This window comes from Chromobacterium sp. INPA-IVC, assembly GCF_059047085.1.
In genome coordinates this window covers 39834-58677 of sequence record NZ_JBTNLS010000013.1, presented here as the reverse complement: position 1 = coordinate 58677, position 18844 = coordinate 39834, and the positions used below count along the sequence as shown (strand labels likewise).

Annotated in this window: 16 protein-coding genes; 10 read left to right on the top strand and 6 right to left on the bottom strand. The window is 64.3% G+C overall.

Annotated elements, in window-relative coordinates; all coding sequences use genetic code 11:
* The first annotated feature begins 499 nt into the window (after positions 1–499).
* From ACX17K_RS21345 to ACX17K_RS21325, 5 genes are all read left to right on the top strand, one after another.
* Complete coding sequence (locus tag ACX17K_RS21345) at positions 500–1075, top strand: phage tail protein (RefSeq protein ID WP_493776341.1); 576 nt, start codon at positions 500–502, stop codon at positions 1073–1075.
* Complete coding sequence (locus ACX17K_RS21340) at positions 1075–3435, top strand: LamG-like jellyroll fold domain-containing protein (protein WP_493776340.1); 2361 nt, start codon at positions 1075–1077, stop codon at positions 3433–3435. The genes ACX17K_RS21345 and ACX17K_RS21340 overlap by 1 nt, the downstream gene beginning before the upstream one ends.
* 11 nt (positions 3436–3446) lie before the next feature.
* Positions 3447–4028 (top strand): tail fiber assembly protein, encoded by a 582-nt coding sequence (locus ACX17K_RS21335; RefSeq protein WP_493776339.1) that lies wholly within the window; start codon positions 3447–3449, stop codon positions 4026–4028.
* A gap of 252 nt (positions 4029–4280) precedes the next feature.
* A complete protein-coding gene (locus ACX17K_RS21330) occupies positions 4281–6257 on the top strand; it encodes a pyocin knob domain-containing protein (RefSeq protein ID WP_493776338.1) in 1977 nt (658 codons plus the stop codon).
* A 17-nt stretch (positions 6258–6274) separates the two neighbouring features.
* Positions 6275–6715 carry a hypothetical protein gene (locus tag ACX17K_RS21325; protein ID WP_493776337.1) on the top strand — a complete coding sequence of 147 codons (441 nt, stop codon included), beginning with the start codon at positions 6275–6277 and terminating at the stop codon, positions 6713–6715.
* A 78-nt stretch (positions 6716–6793) separates the two neighbouring features.
* On the opposite strand, the gene ACX17K_RS21320 is transcribed toward ACX17K_RS21325, so the two are convergent.
* From ACX17K_RS21320 to ACX17K_RS21310, 3 genes are read right to left on the bottom strand one after another with little or no spacing between them, the layout of a single operon-like run.
* Positions 6794–8194: an efflux transporter outer membrane subunit gene (locus ACX17K_RS21320; protein WP_493776336.1), complete on the bottom strand. Its 1401-nt coding sequence runs from the start codon at positions 8192–8194 to the stop codon at positions 6794–6796.
* Positions 8187–11330, bottom strand: a complete 3144-nt coding sequence (locus tag ACX17K_RS21315; protein WP_493776335.1) for an efflux RND transporter permease subunit — start codon at positions 11328–11330, stop codon at positions 8187–8189. Before ACX17K_RS21315 ends, ACX17K_RS21320 begins: the two co-directional genes overlap by 8 nt.
* 19 nt (positions 11331–11349) lie before the next feature.
* Entirely contained in the window at positions 11350–12537 is a 1188-nt protein-coding gene (locus tag ACX17K_RS21310) for an efflux RND transporter periplasmic adaptor subunit (protein ID WP_493776334.1), read from the bottom strand.
* Between the two features lie 208 nt (positions 12538–12745).
* Between ACX17K_RS21310 and ACX17K_RS21305 the strand changes: the two genes are divergently transcribed.
* From ACX17K_RS21305 to murA, 5 genes are all read left to right on the top strand, one after another.
* Positions 12746–13393 carry a TetR family transcriptional regulator gene (locus tag ACX17K_RS21305; protein WP_343480492.1) on the top strand — a complete coding sequence of 216 codons (648 nt, stop codon included), beginning with the start codon at positions 12746–12748 and terminating at the stop codon, positions 13391–13393.
* An 84-nt stretch (positions 13394–13477) separates the two neighbouring features.
* Positions 13478–14380 carry an ABC transporter ATP-binding protein gene (locus ACX17K_RS21300; protein ID WP_104948002.1) on the top strand — a complete coding sequence of 301 codons (903 nt, stop codon included), beginning with the start codon at positions 13478–13480 and terminating at the stop codon, positions 14378–14380.
* On the top strand, positions 14377–15132 hold the full coding sequence (locus tag ACX17K_RS21295) for an ABC transporter permease (protein ID WP_493776333.1): 756 nt from the start codon (positions 14377–14379) through the stop codon (positions 15130–15132). Before ACX17K_RS21300 ends, ACX17K_RS21295 begins: the two co-directional genes overlap by 4 nt.
* 27 nt (positions 15133–15159) lie before the next feature.
* A complete protein-coding gene (locus tag ACX17K_RS21290; RefSeq protein WP_493776332.1) occupies positions 15160–15405 on the top strand; it encodes a BolA family protein in 246 nt (81 codons plus the stop codon).
* 10 nt (positions 15406–15415) lie between these two features.
* Positions 15416–16669 (top strand): UDP-N-acetylglucosamine 1-carboxyvinyltransferase, encoded by a 1254-nt coding sequence (gene murA / locus ACX17K_RS21285; protein WP_493776331.1) that lies wholly within the window; start codon positions 15416–15418, stop codon positions 16667–16669.
* Positions 16670–16751: 82 nt separating this feature from the next.
* Here the strand turns inward: murA and ACX17K_RS21280 are convergent, their stop codons facing one another.
* The 3 genes from ACX17K_RS21280 to ACX17K_RS21270 form a co-directional block, all read right to left on the bottom strand.
* Positions 16752–17510, bottom strand: a complete 759-nt coding sequence (locus ACX17K_RS21280) for a hypothetical protein (RefSeq protein ID WP_493776330.1) — start codon at positions 17508–17510, stop codon at positions 16752–16754.
* A gap of 101 nt (positions 17511–17611) precedes the next feature.
* The gene (locus ACX17K_RS21275) at positions 17612–17950 is read right to left on the bottom strand and encodes a zinc ribbon domain-containing protein YjdM (protein ID WP_493776329.1); all 339 of its coding nucleotides are present in this window, start codon (positions 17948–17950) and stop codon (positions 17612–17614) included.
* A 74-nt stretch (positions 17951–18024) separates the two neighbouring features.
* Positions 18025–18843, bottom strand: a complete 819-nt coding sequence (locus ACX17K_RS21270) for an MlaA family lipoprotein (protein ID WP_493776328.1) — start codon at positions 18841–18843, stop codon at positions 18025–18027.
* Between the last annotated feature and the right edge of the window lies 1 nt (position 18844).

Genomic DNA, 18844 nt, shown 5'->3' with positions numbered 1-18844 from the left:
CCAGCTTTTTGTCTCCTGATTTCGCCGCTTGCTTCATCCCCTGGCGATGATCACGGGCTCTTTCTTTCAGTTTCTTTCTGCCGTTCTCTTTTTCGCCGTTCCGGCGACTAATCCTTCCCCGATTTGCCCCTTTCGGCTTCCAGGAGCCTATCCATGTTCCCCTCCCATTCCTCCGCGCCCGATGCGCGCGCGTCCTCCCCGTCTTCCCAATCCGATCAACCATCCCGTCCTCAAGCGCCTAGCCAGCCAGAGCCCGCTCGGCTGAGTTGCCGCTTCCGTTCGCTGGCCGTGCTGCGCGTGGCTATGCACGCCCGCTGACTTCTCTCCGGCGGCCGCTCCGCCGCCATTGCTCCCTTCCCATTCGCGGATCGCGCAGGCGCTCCGTCCCACCTCTCATCCCCGTTCAAACACAAGGAGGTCTCCATGCATCTGCAACCCGGCCTTCGCCCGCGCCGTCAAGCGGCGACGGGCGGATATCCCCAGCCAGGAGGCGCGCGCGATGACTGATGCCGTTCCCTCCATCCTGGCGCGCGACCAGCGCTTCGGGCCGCTGTCCCAGCTCACCGAGCGGGTGTCGGGCCTTGATCTGTCGGTGTTCCTGGTCAACCTGATCGACACCGTGCAGCCGGACCTGTTGCCGCTGCTGGCCGAGCAATTCCATATCCACGGCGAGGAAGGCTGGACACTGGCGGAGTCCGACGATGCCCGCCGCGCGCTGTTGCACAGCGCCAATGAGCTGCACCGCTACAAGGGCACGCCGTGGGCGATACGCGAGGTGATCCGCCGCCTGGGCCTGGGCGAGGTGGCGCTGATCGAGGGCCTGGCCGGCCAGCATCGCAACGGCCTCATCCGCCGCAACGGCTATTACGTCCATGGCGACCCGAACAGCTGGAACCAATACCGGGTGCTGCTGAACCAGCCCATCACCAACGACCAGGCCGCCCAGCTGCGCCGCATGCTGGCGTTGTACGCGCCGGCGCGCTGCCAGCTGGCCAGCCTGGAGTACCAAGCCGTGGCCAACCGCCACAACGGCGTCATCCGCCGCAACAAGCAATTCAACCGAGGAACCGCCTGATGGCCAATCTGCAAGAAAAAATCACCTGGGAACCGGGCATTTATCAACTGGAAACCTCAGATCCGGTGTTGGCCGGGCCGGATGGGGTGGACAACCTGCAAGGCAAGCAGCTGGCCAACCGCACCGCGTATCTGAAAAAACAGATCGATGATCTGGTTTCCGGCGCGCTGGTGGCGGAGTTCGCCGACCGGCTGAAAACGCCGCGCAACATTGCGATGACTGGCGACGGCAATTGGAACGTGATGTTCGATGGCAGCGGCAACGCCAGCGCGGCGATGACCCTGCGCGACAGCGGCGTGGCGCCGGGCAGCTACGGCATGGTGACCGTCGACGGAAAAGGGCGGGTCACCGCAGGCCGGCAAATGGCCGGCGACGACGTGCCGGCGCACGACTGGAACAAGGTATCCACCGGCAAGCCGACCACGCTGGCGGGGTATGGCATTAACGACGGCGCCAGCAAAACCGATCTCCAGAATGCGGTGAATGGCCTGGTGTCCAGCGCGCCGGCGAATCTGAACACGCTGCAGGAGCTGGCGGCGGCGGTGAACAACGACCCCAAGTACTCGGCGACGGTGGACGGCAAGCTGGCGGGCAAGGCGGACAAGGCGACCACGCTGGCCGGCTACGGCATTGCCGATGCCGCCAGCGCTAACGATCTGGCTAAGGTGGCGGCCAGAGTTAATAGTCGCCGGATGATACGCGTGCGGGCTGGCGGCGGTTCGGCGAAGAATGGCATCGCAGGCGTTGAGATCGACGGCGTAGCGGTGGGAACCATGGCTCGCAGTTACAACATGGTGCAGTTGGATGCTGCCGGAGCCGTGAGCCGTTCCGCTACATTCGATGTGTGCGGCGGGAATGGCCAGGACAAGGCGGCCGCGGATTGGCTCAATGCGTCTCCGGATGGCGCCACCGTAATTGTTTACACCTGGGATGAGCCGCAGGGCAATCGTCTGACTGGCGGCCTGCCGCAGGCGCTGTATCGCTGCGGCGCCAGCAGCGCGGTGTTTGCCAGCGACAAATTCCAGTATCGCAGCGCCTATTTGCTGATTGGCCGAGCTGGCTCCGGGGAGGGACAGGGCCTGGAACGCTATTGCGGCGACAAGCCCGCTAGCCCCGACGCGCAACTGGATGTGGCGTTCGAGTTGGTGAACGGCATGCCTTTGCTGGGAGGAGGGCAGGTCAGCGGCTCTGCCGCGCCGACGGGGCAAGTCGCCTATTTCTCCATGCCGAATGCTCCTGATGGTTGGCTGAAGGCCAATGGCGCCCAGGTTTCCCAGTCCACTTACGGCAATCTGTACGCGGCGATTGGCCAGACCTTCGCTCCGGTGGATCCCGCCGTTCAAGCGATGCTGAGGCTGGATGCCGCGGATACCCTGCTGGACCGCGTCTGGAACAAGCAACTGATTGTGTACGGCGGCACGGACATGTCCACCGAGCAGGCCAAGTTTGGCGGCGCCAGCCTGAAGACGGTAGCGGGGAGCGGCTATGCGACGTTGGGGCTGACTGAGGCGTTCAATGCCAATGCCTTCACCATCGAGGGGTGGCATTATCCGACTTTCGCCGGCACGGGCGGCTCCAACGGCTACAGCGCAGCCTGGCTGGTCAGCATGAATGCTTCTACCTCGATTGGTGAAATCACGATCGCCATCGATAGGGCCAGCCGCGCGCCTCTGGTATGGCTGTGCAACAGCACGAGTTTCTTTGCCAATGCATCGCTGGGGACCGCCGGCGTATTCAACTCCCCTCGCTGGTATCACGTCGCCTTCAGCTACGACGGCTCGACTTACCGCCTGTTTGTCGATGGCGCGCAGGTGTGGAGCCTGGCCAGCGCGACCCGGGTGAGCATCCCGGACAACACGCTGGTATTCGGCGTGGATGGCGGCGCACCGGGTGTCGCAGGCTCCACCACGGCTTACTATCAGGATTGGAAAATCAGCAAAATGTGTCGATATGCCGGCAATTTCGCGCTGCCGACTGCCCAGGCGGGTTATCAGCTTGCCTCGGATGCCGGGAAGTTCTATTTGCCCAATTTGTGCGGCGAATTCATCCGTGGCTGGAGCGACAGCCGCAAAGATGTGGAAAAGCGGGCATTCGGTTCATGGCAAAAGGGAACGCTGACTTTTTCGGATCCAACACTGGGCGCGATTTGCGTAGGCACGCCAATTCATGCGACCGATAACGCGCTAGATGGATATCAAGACTTAGGCGCGGATCCAGTCAGCAAGCTGTGGTATCAGATGAGCCGAGCCTGGATTCCTGGCCAGGAAGTTCATCCTGATTTGGATAGCAATGGCTGGAATTTTGGCTACGGTTCCACCCGTCCGCGCAACGTCGCGCTGCTCGCTTGCGTCAAATACTGAGGAGATTCGCCATGCAACAACAGAAAACTGTTTACAGCTATCACCCGCAAACCGGCGAGTATTTAGGCCTGGCGCTGGCTGACCGATCGCCGCTGGATGCGGAGGAGGTCTGGTTGATCCCGGGTTTTACGACCGAGCAACAGCCGCCGCAGGCAGGAGAACGTCAGGTTGCTGTTTTCTGCGATGGCGAGTGGGCCTTGCAGGTTGATTGGCGCGCTACGCCGTTGTGGAGCAAACAGACGGCTCAGCTGGTCATGCCGAAAATCGGCGATACGCCGGGCAGCCTGAACGCCACGACGCAGCAACCTCCTGCTTTCGCCGTGTGGAAGGACGATGCATGGACGGTGGACGACGCGGCGCAACGGGCGGCTCAGACGGCGGCGGCGCAATTGCGGCAACAGCAGCGTTTGGCAGCGGCCTTGCAACAGCGCAAGCCCTTGGAGGACGCGGTGGAGTTGGGTATCGCCAGCGCTGCGGAACAGGCCAAGCTGGCGGAGTGGAAACGCTACTGCGTCGATTTATCCCGCCTGCCGCAGCAAGCAGGTTGGCCGTCGCTGGCGGACAGCGCATGGCCCGCGCAGCCCGCCGCCTGAGCATCTCGCCGGATAGACGGAAGTCGTAAACCCCTTTCCTAAACCCCGTTCCAATCCGCGCGCCGCGCGCTTGGGCACCATGTCGTCCTGACCGGAAAGCCGGCCTCTGTCTTGAGGCCGGTTTTTTGCCGCGCACCTTGCGTGGCTCAGGCGCTTGGACGGGGACGCATGCGTTCATCGCCACGGTCTTGATTTCGCTTCTGCCGCCTGCGGGTCGGCAGTCCATCACTATTCATGACCGTGAGGAATGACATGGCCAATCTGCAGGAAAAGTCGTTTTGGGAACCTGGCATCTATCAATTGGAAACTTCAGATCCAGTGCTGGCCGGGCCGGACGGCATCGACAATCTGCAAGGCAAGCAGCTGGCAAATCGCACCAGTTATCTGAAGGACCAAGTCGAGCAACTGGCCAGCGGCAAGCAGCCGGCCGGCAACGCGGCCAAGCTGAGCGCCGCGCGCAAGATTGAGGCGACCGGCGACGGCAGCTGGAATGTCGTCTTCGATGGCAGCAAGGATGTCACCGGCCAACTGACACTGCGCGATAGCGGCGTGGCGCCTGGCAGCTACGGCATGGTGACCGTAGACGGGAAAGGCCGGGTCACAGCAGGCCGGCAAATGACTGGCGATGATATGCCGGCGCATGACTGGAGTAAGGTTGCCAGCGGCAAACCGACCACATTGGCGGGGTATGGCATTACCGACGCGGCAAGCAAAGATAGCCAGGGCAGGGTGTGGGGAACGACGATTCGCGCGGAAAAAGGCATCCCGGCCGGGGATGGCTCAAACGTGGGTTTCGCATTCGGTCCGGACGGAGATACCGGCTTGTTTGCGGATGCGTCGGGAGATAAACCCATTACAGGCACTAGCGTACTTGGGATGTATATCAATTCTAGCAAGGTATTGGGGGTGGATAAGACGGGAGCGGTTTGGACGCCTGCATATGGAATGTTGGATGACAAGTTTGCCTCTAAAGCCGATGCCCAGCCAGCTAGCTCCGACCTGACCGCGCTGGCCAATCTGAAAGGCGCGGCCGGCCTCTACGTCAATACTGGTCCAGGCGCGGCGACCGTGCGCAGTCTGGCCGCCGGCCAGGGCATTACCATCAGCAACGGCGACGGCAAGGCGGGCAACCCCACGGTGGCGCTGGCCAACAGCGGCGCGGCAGCCGGCACCTACGGCATGGTGACGGTGGATGCGATGGGACGGGTGACGGCGGGCAGGCAGATGGCTGCGAGCGATGTGCCACTGTTGGATTGGTCGAAGATCGCGACTGGTCAGCCGACCACGCTGGCGGGTTATGGCATTACTGATGCGGCAAGCAAAGACAGTCAAGGCCGCTTATGGGGAACAACGGTGAGAGCGGACAAGGGCCTGCCGTCAGGAGATGGCTCGAATGTGGGCTTCGCGTTTGGTCCAGATGGCGACACCGGTTTGTTTGCGGATATGTCCGGGGACAAACCTGTTTCCGGCACCAGCGTTCTCGGGATGTATATCAACTCAAGCAAAGTATTGGGCGTGGATAAGGCGGGAGCGGTCTGGACGCCTGCGTATGGAATGCTAGATGACAAGTTTGCTGCGAAGGCTGATTTCCAGGCGGCGATTGACGGGCCGGTGATGTCATTCCGTGGAGAGCTTGAGGACGATTCTGATCTTAATGTCATACAGGCAAATGGATGGGTCAGGCAGAGAATGAATGTGCGAGCGGCATCAGGGAAAAACTATCCTCCCATCAAGGATGCTGGCGCGTTGACCACCTTGAATAGCGGCAGCATGACTTTCCAGCAGTATCAGACCCACCATCCGAAAAATACTCAGTTATTTTTCCGCAGCCGTTACGACGACATATGGAGCGACTGGAAACAAGTATGGCATAGCGGAAACCTAGTTTTCTCTAGTGTGGTAGAAGGCAACGGCTACCAGAAATTGCCCAGCGGCCTGATCATCCAGTGGGGACAGGGAAGTTTATTGGCAACCTTAGGACAACCTAGTGGCTTTGGCAGCCCATTATTCGCGACGGGTGAGATCACATTCCGGACAAGCTTTCCATCGGCATGCTTTTCCATCATGGTTAATGGCAATGAGAATAGTGTCAACAGCCAGACACAAGAAGGCTATTTCTGGGTAGGGGGGCGATCAAAGGAAAAGGCGACGATTGGCTATACCCAGACATTTGGCTCTTCCGGTGTGGGTGAAAGAACCGCATTCGACTGGATCGCGATTGGATATTGATAACTGAGGAGAGCGAAATGACGATTTTTTATTCTGCCGGAACGGGTGGTTTTTACGATAGCGAGGTCCATGGACAAGACTACCCCGCGGATGCGGTCCAGGTGGAGGCTTCTGTGTATGAGACGCTGTTTCGCGGACAGGCGGCTGGCAAGCTTATTCAGGCGGATGGCAACGGTTGCCCCGTCTTGGTTGACGGCCCGGCGCTTTCCATTGAACAACTGCGCCAATCCAGAATGGCGCGTTGCCAAGGGGAGATTGGCCGTCTGGAGGCTGATCAACATCGAGCGGTCAGGGAGCTTTTGACCTCGATGCTTGGCGGCGCGGCGCCGGTGGATGCGCTCAAGACTGAGGCGGGACAGAGGCTGCAGCAGGTGGAAACGGCTATTGTCCGGTTGCGCTCAGTGCTGGAGCGTATTGCCAAGGCGCAGACCCCTGCGGAGCTGAATGAGATCGTCTGATCGCGGCTCATCGCAAGCGGACGTAAAAAAACCTGCCTGTTTCCAGGCAGGTTTTTCCATTCAAGCGGCAGGAAAGCGTTACCGCTTCTCCCCCTCCCACCCCCCGCCCAGCGCCTTGTAGACGCCGATGGTGGAGTTGAGCTTGTCCAGCTTGGCGTTGACCAGGTTCAGCTCGGCCTGGAAGCTGTTGCGCTGCGCGTCCAGCACGTCCAGGTAACTGGCGTAGCCGTTGTCGTAGCGCAGGCCGGCCAGCTTCAGCGTGCGGTTCAGCGCCGTCGCCTGGGTGGTTTGCGCCTGCAGGATGTCGCGGGAGGCGCTGTTGGCGGCCAGCGAATCCAGCGCGTCCTTGAACGCCGACTGCACCGTCTTCTGGTACTGCGCCAGCGCCTGCTTCTGGCCGGCCGTCGCGGCGTCCACGTTATAGCCGGTGGCGCCGAAGTTGAAGATAGGCGCGGCCAGGTTGCCGGCGAAGCTCCAGGTGCGGGTGGGGCCGGTGAACAGGCTGTCCAGCGACAGGCTCTGCGAGCCCAGCGCGCCGGTCAGGTTGATGCTGGGGAAGTAGGCGGCCTTGGCCACGCCGATGCGGGCGTTGGCGGCGATCAGCTGCTGCTCGCTGGAGGCGACGTCGGGCCGGCGCTCCAGCAGGCTGGAGGGCAGGTCGGCCGGCACGTCGGGCGGGCTGGCCAGGCTATTGATGTCCTTGCCGCGGACCAGGCCGCCGTCCACCAGCTGCTTGGGGCTGTGGCCCAGCAGCACGCCGAGCGCGGTTTCGGTCTGCTCCAGCGAACGGGCGAACTGCGGCACGGAAGCGCGGGCCGACGCGGCCTCCACCTCGGCCTGGCGCTGGTCCAGCTCGGAGATCAGGCCGCCGTGAAAGCGCTTGGTCTGCAGTTTCAGCGATTCCTCGCGGCTTTGCAGCGTGCGCTTGGCGATGTCCAGTTGGGCGTCCAGCGCCCGCATCTGGAAGTAGGTTTGCGCCACCTGGGCCGCCAGCGACAGCTGGGCGGCGTCGCGGTCATAGCGGCTGGCCTGGTAACTGGCGCGCGCCGCCTCGTTGCCGCGGCGCAGCTTGCCCCACAGGTCCAGCTCCCATGAGGCGGTCAGGTTGGCGGAGCGGACGTCGTTGACCAGCGGCGCGCCGGGTGTGGCGAGCTGCTGCGAGGTGCGGCCGCTCTGGTAGCCGGCGTTGGCGCCCAGCGCGGGCAGCAGCGCCGCGCGGGCGATGCCGGCCTGCGCCGCGGCCTGGTCGACGCGGGCCGCGGCAGCCTGCAGGTCGAGGTTGCTCTTGACGGCTTCCTCGATCAGCTGGTTCAGCACCGGGTCGTCGAAGCGTTTCCACCAGCCGGCGTCCACCGCCGGCGCCTGGGCGCCGGCCTGGGCCTCCGGCAGCTCGACCTTGGGCCGGCTGTAGTCGGGGCCCACCGCGCAGGCGGACAGCGCCAGCGCCAGCAAGGTGGGGATCAGGGCCCGCTTAAGCATCTGCGTTTCCTCCGGCCTCGGCGTTTTGCTGAGGCTTGTTCTGTTTGCTGAACTTCATGATCAGGATGAAGAACAGCGGAATGAAGAAGGTGGCGATGAAGGTGGCGGCCAGCATGCCGCCGATCACGCCGGTGCCGATCGAGTGGCGGCTGGCGGAGCCGGCGCCGCTGGAAATGGCCAGCGGCACGCAACCCAGCACGAAGGCCAGCGAGGTCATCACGATCGGGCGGAAGCGCAGGCGGGCGGCTTGCATCGCGGCGTCCACCGCTTCCATGCCTTCCTCCATCTGCTGCACCGCGAACTCGACGATCAGGATCGCGTTCTTGGCCGACAGGCCGATCAGCGTCACCAGCGCCACCTGGAAGTACACGTCGTTGGCCAGGCCGCGCAGCCAGTTGGCCATCAGCGCGCCGAACACGGCGAAGGGCACCGCCATCAGCACCGAGATCGGCAGGCTCCAGCGTTCGTACTGCGCCGCCAGGATCAGGAACACCATGATCATGCCGAAGCCGAACACTAGGGCGGACGAGCCGCTGGTGGATTTTTCCTGGAAGGCGGAGCCGGTCCAGGCCAGGCTATAGCCATCGGGCAGCGTTTCCTTGGCCACTTCCTCCAGCGCGGTCAGCGCCTGGCCCGAGCTGTAGCCCGGCGCCGGGCCGCCCACCAGCTTGGCCGCCGGGAACACGTTGAAGCGTTCCAGCGTTTCCGGGCCGGTGGTTTGCTGGATGTTCACCAGCGCGGTCAGCGGGATCATCTGGCCGGTCTGCGAGCGCACGTAGACGTTGCGCAGATCGTCCACCTTGGTGCGGAACGGCGCTTCGGATTGCAGCTGCACGCGGAAGGTGCGGCCGAACTTGTTGAAGTCGTTCACGTACAACGCGCCGAAGGTGCTTTGCATGGTGTCGAATACGCTGTTGATCGGCACGCCCAGCGCCTTGGCCTTGTCGCGGTCCAGCTGCACGAAGACCTGCGGCACGCTGGCGGAGAAGGTGGTTTGCACCCCCTTCAGCTCCGGACGCTTGGCGGCGGCGGCCACCATCTTCTTGGTGATGTCGCCCAGCTCGGCCGGGGTGCGGCCGGCGCGGTCCTGCACATAGGCTTCAAAACCGCCGGTGTTGGACATGCCGGAGATCGGCGGCGGGTTGAAGGCCAGCACGATGCCGTCGCTGATGCCCATCGCGCCCTTGCCGAATACATCCTTCACCACCGCCATCGACGACAGCTCCGGCGACTTGCGCTCATCCCACGGCTTGAGCACGATGAAGGACACGCCGGCGTTGGTCTTGTTGCCGCCGGATAGGATGTCGAAGCCGGCGAAGGTCATCCGGTCCTGCACCGCCGGGTTCTTGGCCATCATGGCGTCCAGCTTGTCCATGGTGGCGGCGGTGCGGGTCAGCGACGCGCCGTCCGGCAGGAAGGCCGCGGCCAGGATATAGCCCTGGTCCTCGTCCGGCGCCAGGCTGGACGGGATGATGCGGAACAGGCCGGCGGAGGCGGCGATCAGGCCGCCGAACAGCAGCACCGCCAGCATCGCGCGCTTGTTGATGAAGGCCACGCCGCCGGCGTAGCGCTCGGTCAGGCGGTCGAACCAGTTGTTGAACCAGGTGAAGAAGCGGTTCGGATGCTGGTGTTCGGCCTTCAGGATCAGCGCGCACAGCGCCGGGGTCAGCGTCAGCGCCACGATGCCGGAAATCACCACCGACACGGCGATGGTCATCGCGAACTGCTTGTACATCTGGCCGGCGATGCCGCCGAGGAAGGCCACCGGAATGAATACCGAGCACAGCACCAGCACGATGGCGACCAGCGCGCCGGACACTTCCTTCATCGCCTTCAGACTGGCCTCGCGCGGCGACAGCCCTTCCTGCGTCATCAGGCGCTCGACGTTTTCCAGCACCACGATGGCGTCGTCCACCACGATGCCGATGGCCAGCACCAGGCCGAACAGCGTCAGCGTGTTGATGGTGAAGCCGAAGGCGTACATGCCGGCGAAGGCGCCGACGATGGATACCGGTACCGCCAGGCAGGGAATCAGCGTGGCGCGCCAGTTTTGCAGGAACAGGAATACCACCAGGAATACCAGCACCATGGCTTCGCCCAGCGTCTTGTACACCTCCTCGATCGATACTTCGACGAACTTGGTGGTGTCGTACGGGATGCCGTAGGACAAGCCGGTCGGGAAGCTCTTGGACAGGCGCAGCATCTCGGTTTCCACCGCCTGCGCGGTGGCCAGCTGGTTGGCGCCCGGCGCCAGGAAGATGCCGATCGGGATGGTGGCCTTGCCGTTGTGCTTGCCGTGGAAGTCGTAGGACAGCGCGCCCAGCTCGACGCGGGCGACGTCCTTCAGCTTCACCGCGGAGCCGTCCGGATTGGCGCGCACGATGATGTTCTCGAACTCCTCAGGCTCGGACAGGCGGCCCTTGGTGGTCACGGTGTAGGTGAAGTCCAGCTTCTGCGGCGTCGGCTCGGCGCCCAGCTTGCCGGCGGCGAACTGCGAGTTCTGCTCGCGGATGGCGGCGGCAACGTCGCTGGGGGTCAGCTTCAGCTGCGCCAGCTTGTCCGGCTTCAGCCAGATCCGCATCGAGTAGTCCTGGCCGGCGAAGTTCACCACGTCGCCCACGCCCTGCACCCGCTTCAGCTCGTCCACCACGTTCAACAGCGCGTAGTTGCTGATGAACAGCGTGTCATGGCTGTTGTCGGGCGAGAACAGCGACACCACCTGCAAGATGGTGGCGGACTTCTTGCGCACGTTGACGCCCTGGCGCCGCACTTCTTCCGGCAGCTGCGACAGCACCGATTGCACGCGGTTGTTGACGTTGATGGTGGCCTGGTCGGCGTTGGTGCCGATCTTGAACGACACGGTCAGCGACAGCGTGCCGTTGCTGGCGCTGTTGGACTGCACGTACAGCATGTCGTCCACGCCGTTGATCGCCTGCTCCAGCGGCGCGGCCACGGTGTTGGCGATCACTTCGGCGGAAGCGCCCGGATAGCTGGCGGTGACGTTCACCACCGGCGGCACGATTTCAGGGTACTGCTGGATAGGCAGCGCCTTGATGGCGGCCAGGCCCGCCAGCATGATCACGATGGAGATCACGCTGGCGAAGATCGGCCGCCGGATGAAGAAAGCGGAAAACATGTATCAGGTTCCCCCTGGTTTACTGCTTGGCCGCGGCGGCCGGCGCGCTGGCGTCGGCCTGGAACGGGTGAGGCTTGACCTCGGCGCCCGGACGCAGCTTGATGATGTTGTCGACAACGACCTGGTCGCCGGCCTTCAGGCCCTGCTCGACCAGCACGTCGAGGCCCACTTCCTGCGAGGTGATGATGGGGCGCGGCGCGGCCTTGCCTTCGGCGCCGACCACCCAAACCATCTTGCCCTGCTGCGTGGTCAGCACCGCGCGCTGGGGCACGGTGATGGCCTGAGTGCGCACCGCGCCGTTCAGCTGCACGCGGACGAACTGGCCGGGCAGGATGCCGCCTTGCGGGTTGGCGAAGGTGGCGCGCGAGCGGATGGTGCCGGTGGTGGTGTCCACCAGGCTGTCGGTGAAGTTCAGATGGCCGGATTTGCCGTACATGCTGCCGTCGGGCAACTTGAGCTGGACTTCGAAACCGCCGCCGTTGGCCAGCTTCAGCTTGCCGGCGTGCTGCATCTTGCGCAGGTTCAGCATGTCGCCGTCGGACATGCTGAAGTTGACGTAGATCGGGTCCAGCTGCGAGATCTTGGTCAGCAGGCTGGCGTCGGCGCTGGTCGCCACCAGGCTGCCCTCGGAGCGGGCTTCCTGGCTGGTGATGCCGGAGATCGGCGCGGTGACGCGGGTGTAGCCCAGATTGATCTGCGCCTGTTCCACCTGCGCCTGCGCGGCGGCGGTGGAGGCCTTGGCGGCGTTATAGGCGGCCACGGAGTCGTCGCGGTCCTTCTGGCTGACCGCGTTCTCCTTGAACAGCGGCATGATGCGCTCGTAGTCCTGCTTGGTGCGGGCGAGCTGCGCCTGCTGCACCTGCAGATTGGCCTTGGCTTGGTCCAGCGCGGCCTTGAACGGCTCGGGGTCGATCTGGAACAGCAGGTCGCCGGCCTTCACCGGCTTGCCTTCGGCGTAGGCGCGCTTCTGCAGGATGCCGCCGACGCGGGCGCGCACTTCCACTTCGCGCGAACCGGCCGCCTGGCCGACGAATTCGTACGACACCGGCACGTCGGCCGGCTGCACCTTGATCACGGCCACCGGCACCGGCGGCATCGCGCCGCCGGCTTGGGCGTCGGGTTTCTGGCCGCAGGCCGCCAGGCTGGCGGCCACTACGCCCAGCATCAGCCCGCGCGCGGCGCGCGGGAACACTACACTTGCTTGCATGGTTTCGAGTCCTCGAAAGCAGAATCCGGGAAGGTTTACTGTTATTAGGGGAATGGTCTGGATTGTCATATCCCCGAGTCTGCGCATTTTACATACATACGCGTCTGTATGTAAAATGAAGAAATGTCGAGGCATGTAACAGCTTTGCGATATCGACTAGGGATAGGCGTTAAAATTCATTAATTAGTACTAGCGTAAAGAATCAGGAATGGCACGGAAAACACGTGAGGAAGCGGAACAGACCCGCCAGCAGTTGCTCGACGCCGCCGAGCAGCTGTTCAGCGAGCAGGGCGTGTCGCGCACCACGCTGGCGGAAATCGCCACCGCCGCGGGGCTGACCCGCGGCGCGGTGTACTGGCACTTCCAGAACAAATTGGATCTGTACCGCGCGATGCTGGACCGGGTGTCGCCGTCGTTCGACGATATGCGCGAGCAACTGTTGCTTGTCGCCAACACCGATCCGGCCCAGGCGTTGTGGCAGCACAGCCACCGTCTGCTGGCGCTGATCGAGCACAATCCGCAGGTGCGGCGGATTCTGCTGATCCTGTTCATGCGCAGCGAGCACGTCGGCGAATTGGCGCCGATCCACGAGGAGTGCGTCGCCCACATGCACGAGGCGCGCGGGATGCTGAGCCAGGTGGTGCTGGCGGCCAAGGATAGGGGGCAGACCTATGATTGCGTCGATCCGGACGAAGTGGCGGTGGCGCTGCAGTCGCTGCACGACGGCCTGATGAACCGGCTGCTGGTGGAGACGCCGTGTCCGGACGCCACCCTGGCCGCTAGCCGGCTGTTGCAGTATTTGTACCGCGGCATTTTCCTGCCGCCGGTGATGGAACAACTTACCACTTGCGGCTGAGCCGGCGCTATAATTGCGCTTTTTTCTCAAGCCACTAGCGCGCGTTCATCCGGACGGCATCGCCTTGGTGGCCCCATGGTTTTCATGTCCCACGCAATCGAAATCGAGGCCGTCAGCAAGCGCTACGGCCAGCTGCAGGCGCTGGACCGGGTGAGCTTCGCTGTCGAGCCCGGCGAATTCTTCGCTTTGCTCGGCCCCAACGGCGCCGGCAAGACCACGCTGATCTCGGCGCTGGCCGGCCTGGCCCGCCCCGACAGCGGCAGCATCCGGGTGATGGGCCGCGACGTGGTGCGCGACTTCCGCGACGCGCGGCGCGCGCTCGGCGTGGTGCCGCAGGAGCTGGTGTTCGATCCCTTCCTGTCGGTGCGCGAGACGCTGCGCTTCCAGTCCGGCTACTTCGGCCTGGCTCGCAACGAGGCCTGGATCGACGAGCTGCTGTTCAAGCTGGGCCTGGCCGACAAGGCCGACAGCAATATGCGCGCCTTGTCCGGCGGCATGAAGCGCCGGGTGATGGTGGCGCAGGCGCTGGTGCACCGCCCGCCCGTGGTGGTGCTGGACGAGCCCACCGCCGGTGTCGACGTCGAGCTGCGCCAGAGCCTGTGGACCTTCGTCCAGGAGCTGAACCGCGCCGGCACCACCATCGTGCTGACCACCCATTACTTGGAAGAGGCCGAGGCCCTGTGCGGCCGCATCGCCATGCTGAAGAAGGGCAGGCTGCTGGCGCTGGAGAACAAGGACAAGCTGCTGGCTCACAGCGCGCGCCGCGAAGTGGCGGTCAAGCTGTCCGGCCCGCTGCCCGACAGCCTGCTGCCGCGCAAGCTGCGGGACGACGACGGCCGCGCGGTGCTGCAACTGGCGGATCTGTCCGAGCTGGAGGGCGTGCTCGCCGAGCTGCGCCTGGCCGGCGTGGAAGTGCGCGAACTGAACGTGGTGGAGGCGGATCTGGAAAGCGTGTTCGTCAAGATGATGAATGGAGGCGCGGCATGACCGGTTTCCTGACCCTGTTCAAGAAGGAACTGGTGCGCTTCTGGAAAGTGGCGTTCCAGACCGTGGCGGCGCCGGTGCTGACCGCGCTGATGTACCAGCTGATCTTCGCCCACGTGCTGTCCAAGCATGTCGAGGCCTATCCCGGCGTCGATTACACCGCCTTCCTGATCCCGGGCCTGGCGATGATGTCGATGGCGCAGAACGCCTTCGCCAACAGCTCGTCCAGCCTGATCCAGTCCAAGATCACCGGCAACATCGTGTTCCTGCTGCTGCCGCCGCTGACCGCGGCCGAGTTCTTCTTCGCCTACCTGCTGGCCTCCATCGTGCGCGGCCTGGCGGTGGGCGCCGGCGTGCTCGCCGTCACCGCGTGGTTTGGCCTGCCGCTGCCGGCCCAGCCGTTGTGGGCGCTGATTTTCGCCGTGCTGGGCTGCGGCGTGCTGGGCGCGTTGGGCGTGATCGCCGGCATCTGGGCGGAAAAATTCGACCAGCTGGCCGCCTTCCAGAACTTTTTGATCATGCCGCTGACTTTCCTGTCGGGCGTGTTCTATTCCATCCACAGCCTGCCGCCGTTCTGGTACGCCGTGTCGCACGCCAACCCGGTGTTCTACATGATCGACGGCTTCCGCTACGGTTTCTTCGGCCAGGCCGACGTCAGCCCCTGGCTGTCGGCCGGCGTGGCGGCCGGCAGCTTCGCGCTGCTGTGCGCGCTGGCGCTGGGCATGATCCGCGCGGGCTACAAGCTGCGCCACTGAACCCTATTCGCCATTCGGACAATCAAGATGACCCCTGAGCAAGTCAAACAATATATCGAGGCCGGCCTCGACTGTGCTTTCCTGAAAGTGGAGGGCGACGGCCACCACTTTTACGCCACCGTGGTCTCGGCCGCCTTCGAAGGCAAGCGCCTGATCGACCGCCACCGCCTGGTGAAGGAAGTGATCGCCAGCCGCCTGGCCAGCAACGAAATCCACGCGCTCTCCATCGTCAAGGCGGCCACGCCGGACGAGTGGGCCAAACAGCAAGCCTGAAAGCAATACCATGGATAAACTGAAAATCATCGGCAACGGCCCGCTGAACGGCGAGATCCGCGTTTCCGGCGCCAAGAACGCCGCGCTGCCCATCCTCTGCGCCGGCCTGTTGACCGGCGACACCATGCGTTTCACCAACGTGCCGATGCTGCGCGACATCGCCACCACCCAGAAGCTGCTGCAAGGCATGGGCGTGCGGGTGATGACCGACAATGTGCACGAGGTGGAGATCACCGCTTCGCAGCTGGACAGCCTGGTGGCGCCGTACGATCTGGTGAAGACCATGCGCGCGTCCATCCTGGTGCTGGGCCCGACGCTGGCGCGCTTCGGCGAAGCCACCGTGTCGTTGCCCGGCGGCTGCGCGATCGGCAGCCGCCCGGTGGACCAGCACATCAAGGGCCTGGTGGCGATGGGCGCGGAAGTGTCGATCGAACACGGCTACGTCAAGGCGCGCGCCAAGCGTCTGCGCGGCGCCCGCATCGTGATGGATGTGGTGACCGTCGGCGGCACCGAGAACCTGCTGATGGCCGCTACCCTGGCCGAGGGCACCACCATCCTGGAAAACGCCGCCCGCGAGCCGGAAGTGACCGACCTGGCCCACTGTCTGGTGGCGATGGGCGCCAAGATTTCCGGCATCGGCACCGACCGCCTGGTGGTCGAGGGCGTGGACAAGCTGCACGGCGCAGAGTACGCGGTGATGCCGGACCGCATCGAGGCCGGCACCTTCCTGGTGGCCGGCGCGATGACCCGCGGCCACGTGGTGTTGCGCAACGCCGCGCCCAAGAGCATGGAAGCGGTGCTGGACAAGCTGCGCGAAACCGGCGCGCTGATCGAGTGCGGCGACGACTGGATCTCGCTGGACATGAAGCAGCGCCCCAAGGCCGTCAATTTCCGCACCCTGCCGTATCCGGCCTTCCCGACCGACATGCAGGCCCAGCTGATGACGCTGAACTGCGTAGCCGAGGGCGCCGGCGTGGTGACCGAGACCATCTTCGAAAACCGCTTCATGCACGTGCCCGAGCTGAACCGCATGGGCGCCAACATCGAAGTGGAAGGCAACACCGCCATCGTCAAGGGCGTGGAGAAGCTGTCCGGCGCCACTGTGATGGCCACCGACCTGCGCGCGTCCGCCAGCCTGGTAATCGCCGGCCTGGTGGCCGAGGGCGAAACCATCGTCGACCGCATCTACCACCTGGACCGCGGCTACGAGTACATCGAGAAGAAACTGGGCGCCGTCGGCGCGCTGATCGAGCGCGTCAGCTGAGCGCAGAGCCGTCGATGACGGAAAACGCCGCGGGCCTTCGGGACGCGGCGTTTTTTTGTCCGGCGCCGGCGCTTGCCGCCGCTCACTGGCCTGGGCGGGCGGCGGCGTAGGCCGGCGAGGCGCGCACTTCGGCCACGGCGTCCCATATTCGCCGGGCCAGCGCCGGCTGGCGCTGGTAGAAATCGTGCGAGAAGATCAGGTAATAGGGTTTGACCGCCAGCGGCGGCTCCAGCTTGTCCAGCGTGCCCTGCAGCGACGGGTCGGCGGCGATGGCGTCGTCCGCCGCCCGGCTTTGCAGCGCCGCGCCATCCACCCTGCCCAGCAGCACCTTGCGCAGGATGACCGCCGCGCTGCGCGAGCTGCTGTCCACCCGCAGGCCCCATTGCTGCAGCTGGGCGACGATGGAAAACCCGGCCTGGGCGGCGATGCCCCTGTCCGCATGGGCGATATGGCGGCCGTCCCAGCCCAGATGGCCGCTTCTGGCGCGATAGAGATGGTAGCTGTCGGTCAGCATGCGCAGCGCGGCGTCGGGTTGGCCGTGCTTCAGCGGAAACTCGCCCAGCGCCATCCGCTCCGGCGCGTAGCTGACCTTGTACAGGCCGTCCAGGCGGCCGGCCTTGACCTCGGCCATGCAGCGCACCCAGGGCAGCGCTTCGGTCTGGATGACGATGTCTAGCCGCTTGGCCACCATGTCCATCATGATCTGACTGAGGCCGCGGCCGTTTTCCAGCAGCCAGGGATAGGATGGCGCGTCCTCATGGCACAGGCGGACGGCGGGAGGCTGGGCGGCGGCCTGGCATAGCCACAGGCAAGCCCAAAGTCCGGACAATACGCGGATCATCGATGTCGGCGCTTGGCGATGGAGTTGTCATGAGTATAGAAGGGATGAAAAAAGGCGGCCGGAGGGCCGCCTACGTCGATCACCGGCATACGCCGCGCGGATCAGGCTTTCTTGACGAACTCTGACTTCAGGCCCATCGCGCCGATGCCGTCTATCTTGCAATCGATGTCATGGTCGCCGTCCACCAGGCGGATGTTCTTCACCTTGGTGCCGACCTTGACCACCAGCGACGATCCCTTGACCTTCAGGTCCTTGATCACGGTGACGCTGTCGCCGTCCTGCAATACGTTGCCGACGGCGTCGCGCACCACGCGGACTTCCTCGGTTGCGGCGGCCGGCTGATCGCTCCATTCATGCGCGCACTCCGGGCACACGAACAGCGCGCCGTCCTGGTAGGTGTATTCCGATCCGCATTGCGGACAGGCGGGCAATTGGCTCATGGCGGCTCCTGTGTTTTGAAAAAGAAAAACGCCGCCGTCCGGAGGACGGCAGCGGCGTGGGACGGGGCGGGCGCTTATTGCGCGGCCGAAGCGGCGACGGCCGCCGCGGGCGCGGACGCTTCCGCCGGAGCGGTTTTGCGTTCTGCGGCGGGGGCGGAGCTGTCGCCGCCGTTCACCAGATCGTCCAGATTGAAGTTGTCCACCGGCTGGGTCGGGTCCGGCTGGCCCAGCTGCTTGGCGCGGTACTGCATGTAGAGGTCACGGGTGTAGCTGTAGCGGTCCACTGCCGCGGTGTCCAGCAGATTGTCGGCGCCCAGCAGTTTGGCGCGGGTGCTGACGCCGTAGACGCTATAGAAGGCGATGGCCTCGTTGGTGTTGTGGTAGACCAGCTTTTCCGGACCGGGTCCGACCAGGGAGGTGGCGAGGCCAGTGCTGTCTCGCACCGTCGACGGGCCGAAGAAGGGCAGCACGAAGTAGTTGCTGTTCTTCCAGCCCCAGGCTGACATGACATCGCCCAGCGAGGTCTTGTTGTTCTTCAGTCCGGCCTGGTCGGCGATGTCGATCAGGCCGAACAGGCCGAAGCCGGTGTTCATCGCCACGCGCATGAAGTCGTTGGCGGCTTTTTCCGGCTCGGCGCGCAGGATGTTGAAGGCGAAGCTGTAGACATCCTTCAGGTTGTCGAAGAAGTTGCCCACCCCGGTGCGAATGGGCGAGGGCACGACGGCCTGGTAGCCCTGGGCCACCGGCTTGATCACCCATTGGTCGGCCTTGTCGTTGACCGTGAACATCGCGCGGTTGTACGGCTCGTACGGGTCGTAGGCGGTGGTGGGATGGCTGGCGCAGCCGGCCAGCAGCAGGAGCGCGGTTGCGGCCAGGAGTTTATCGGGGCGCATG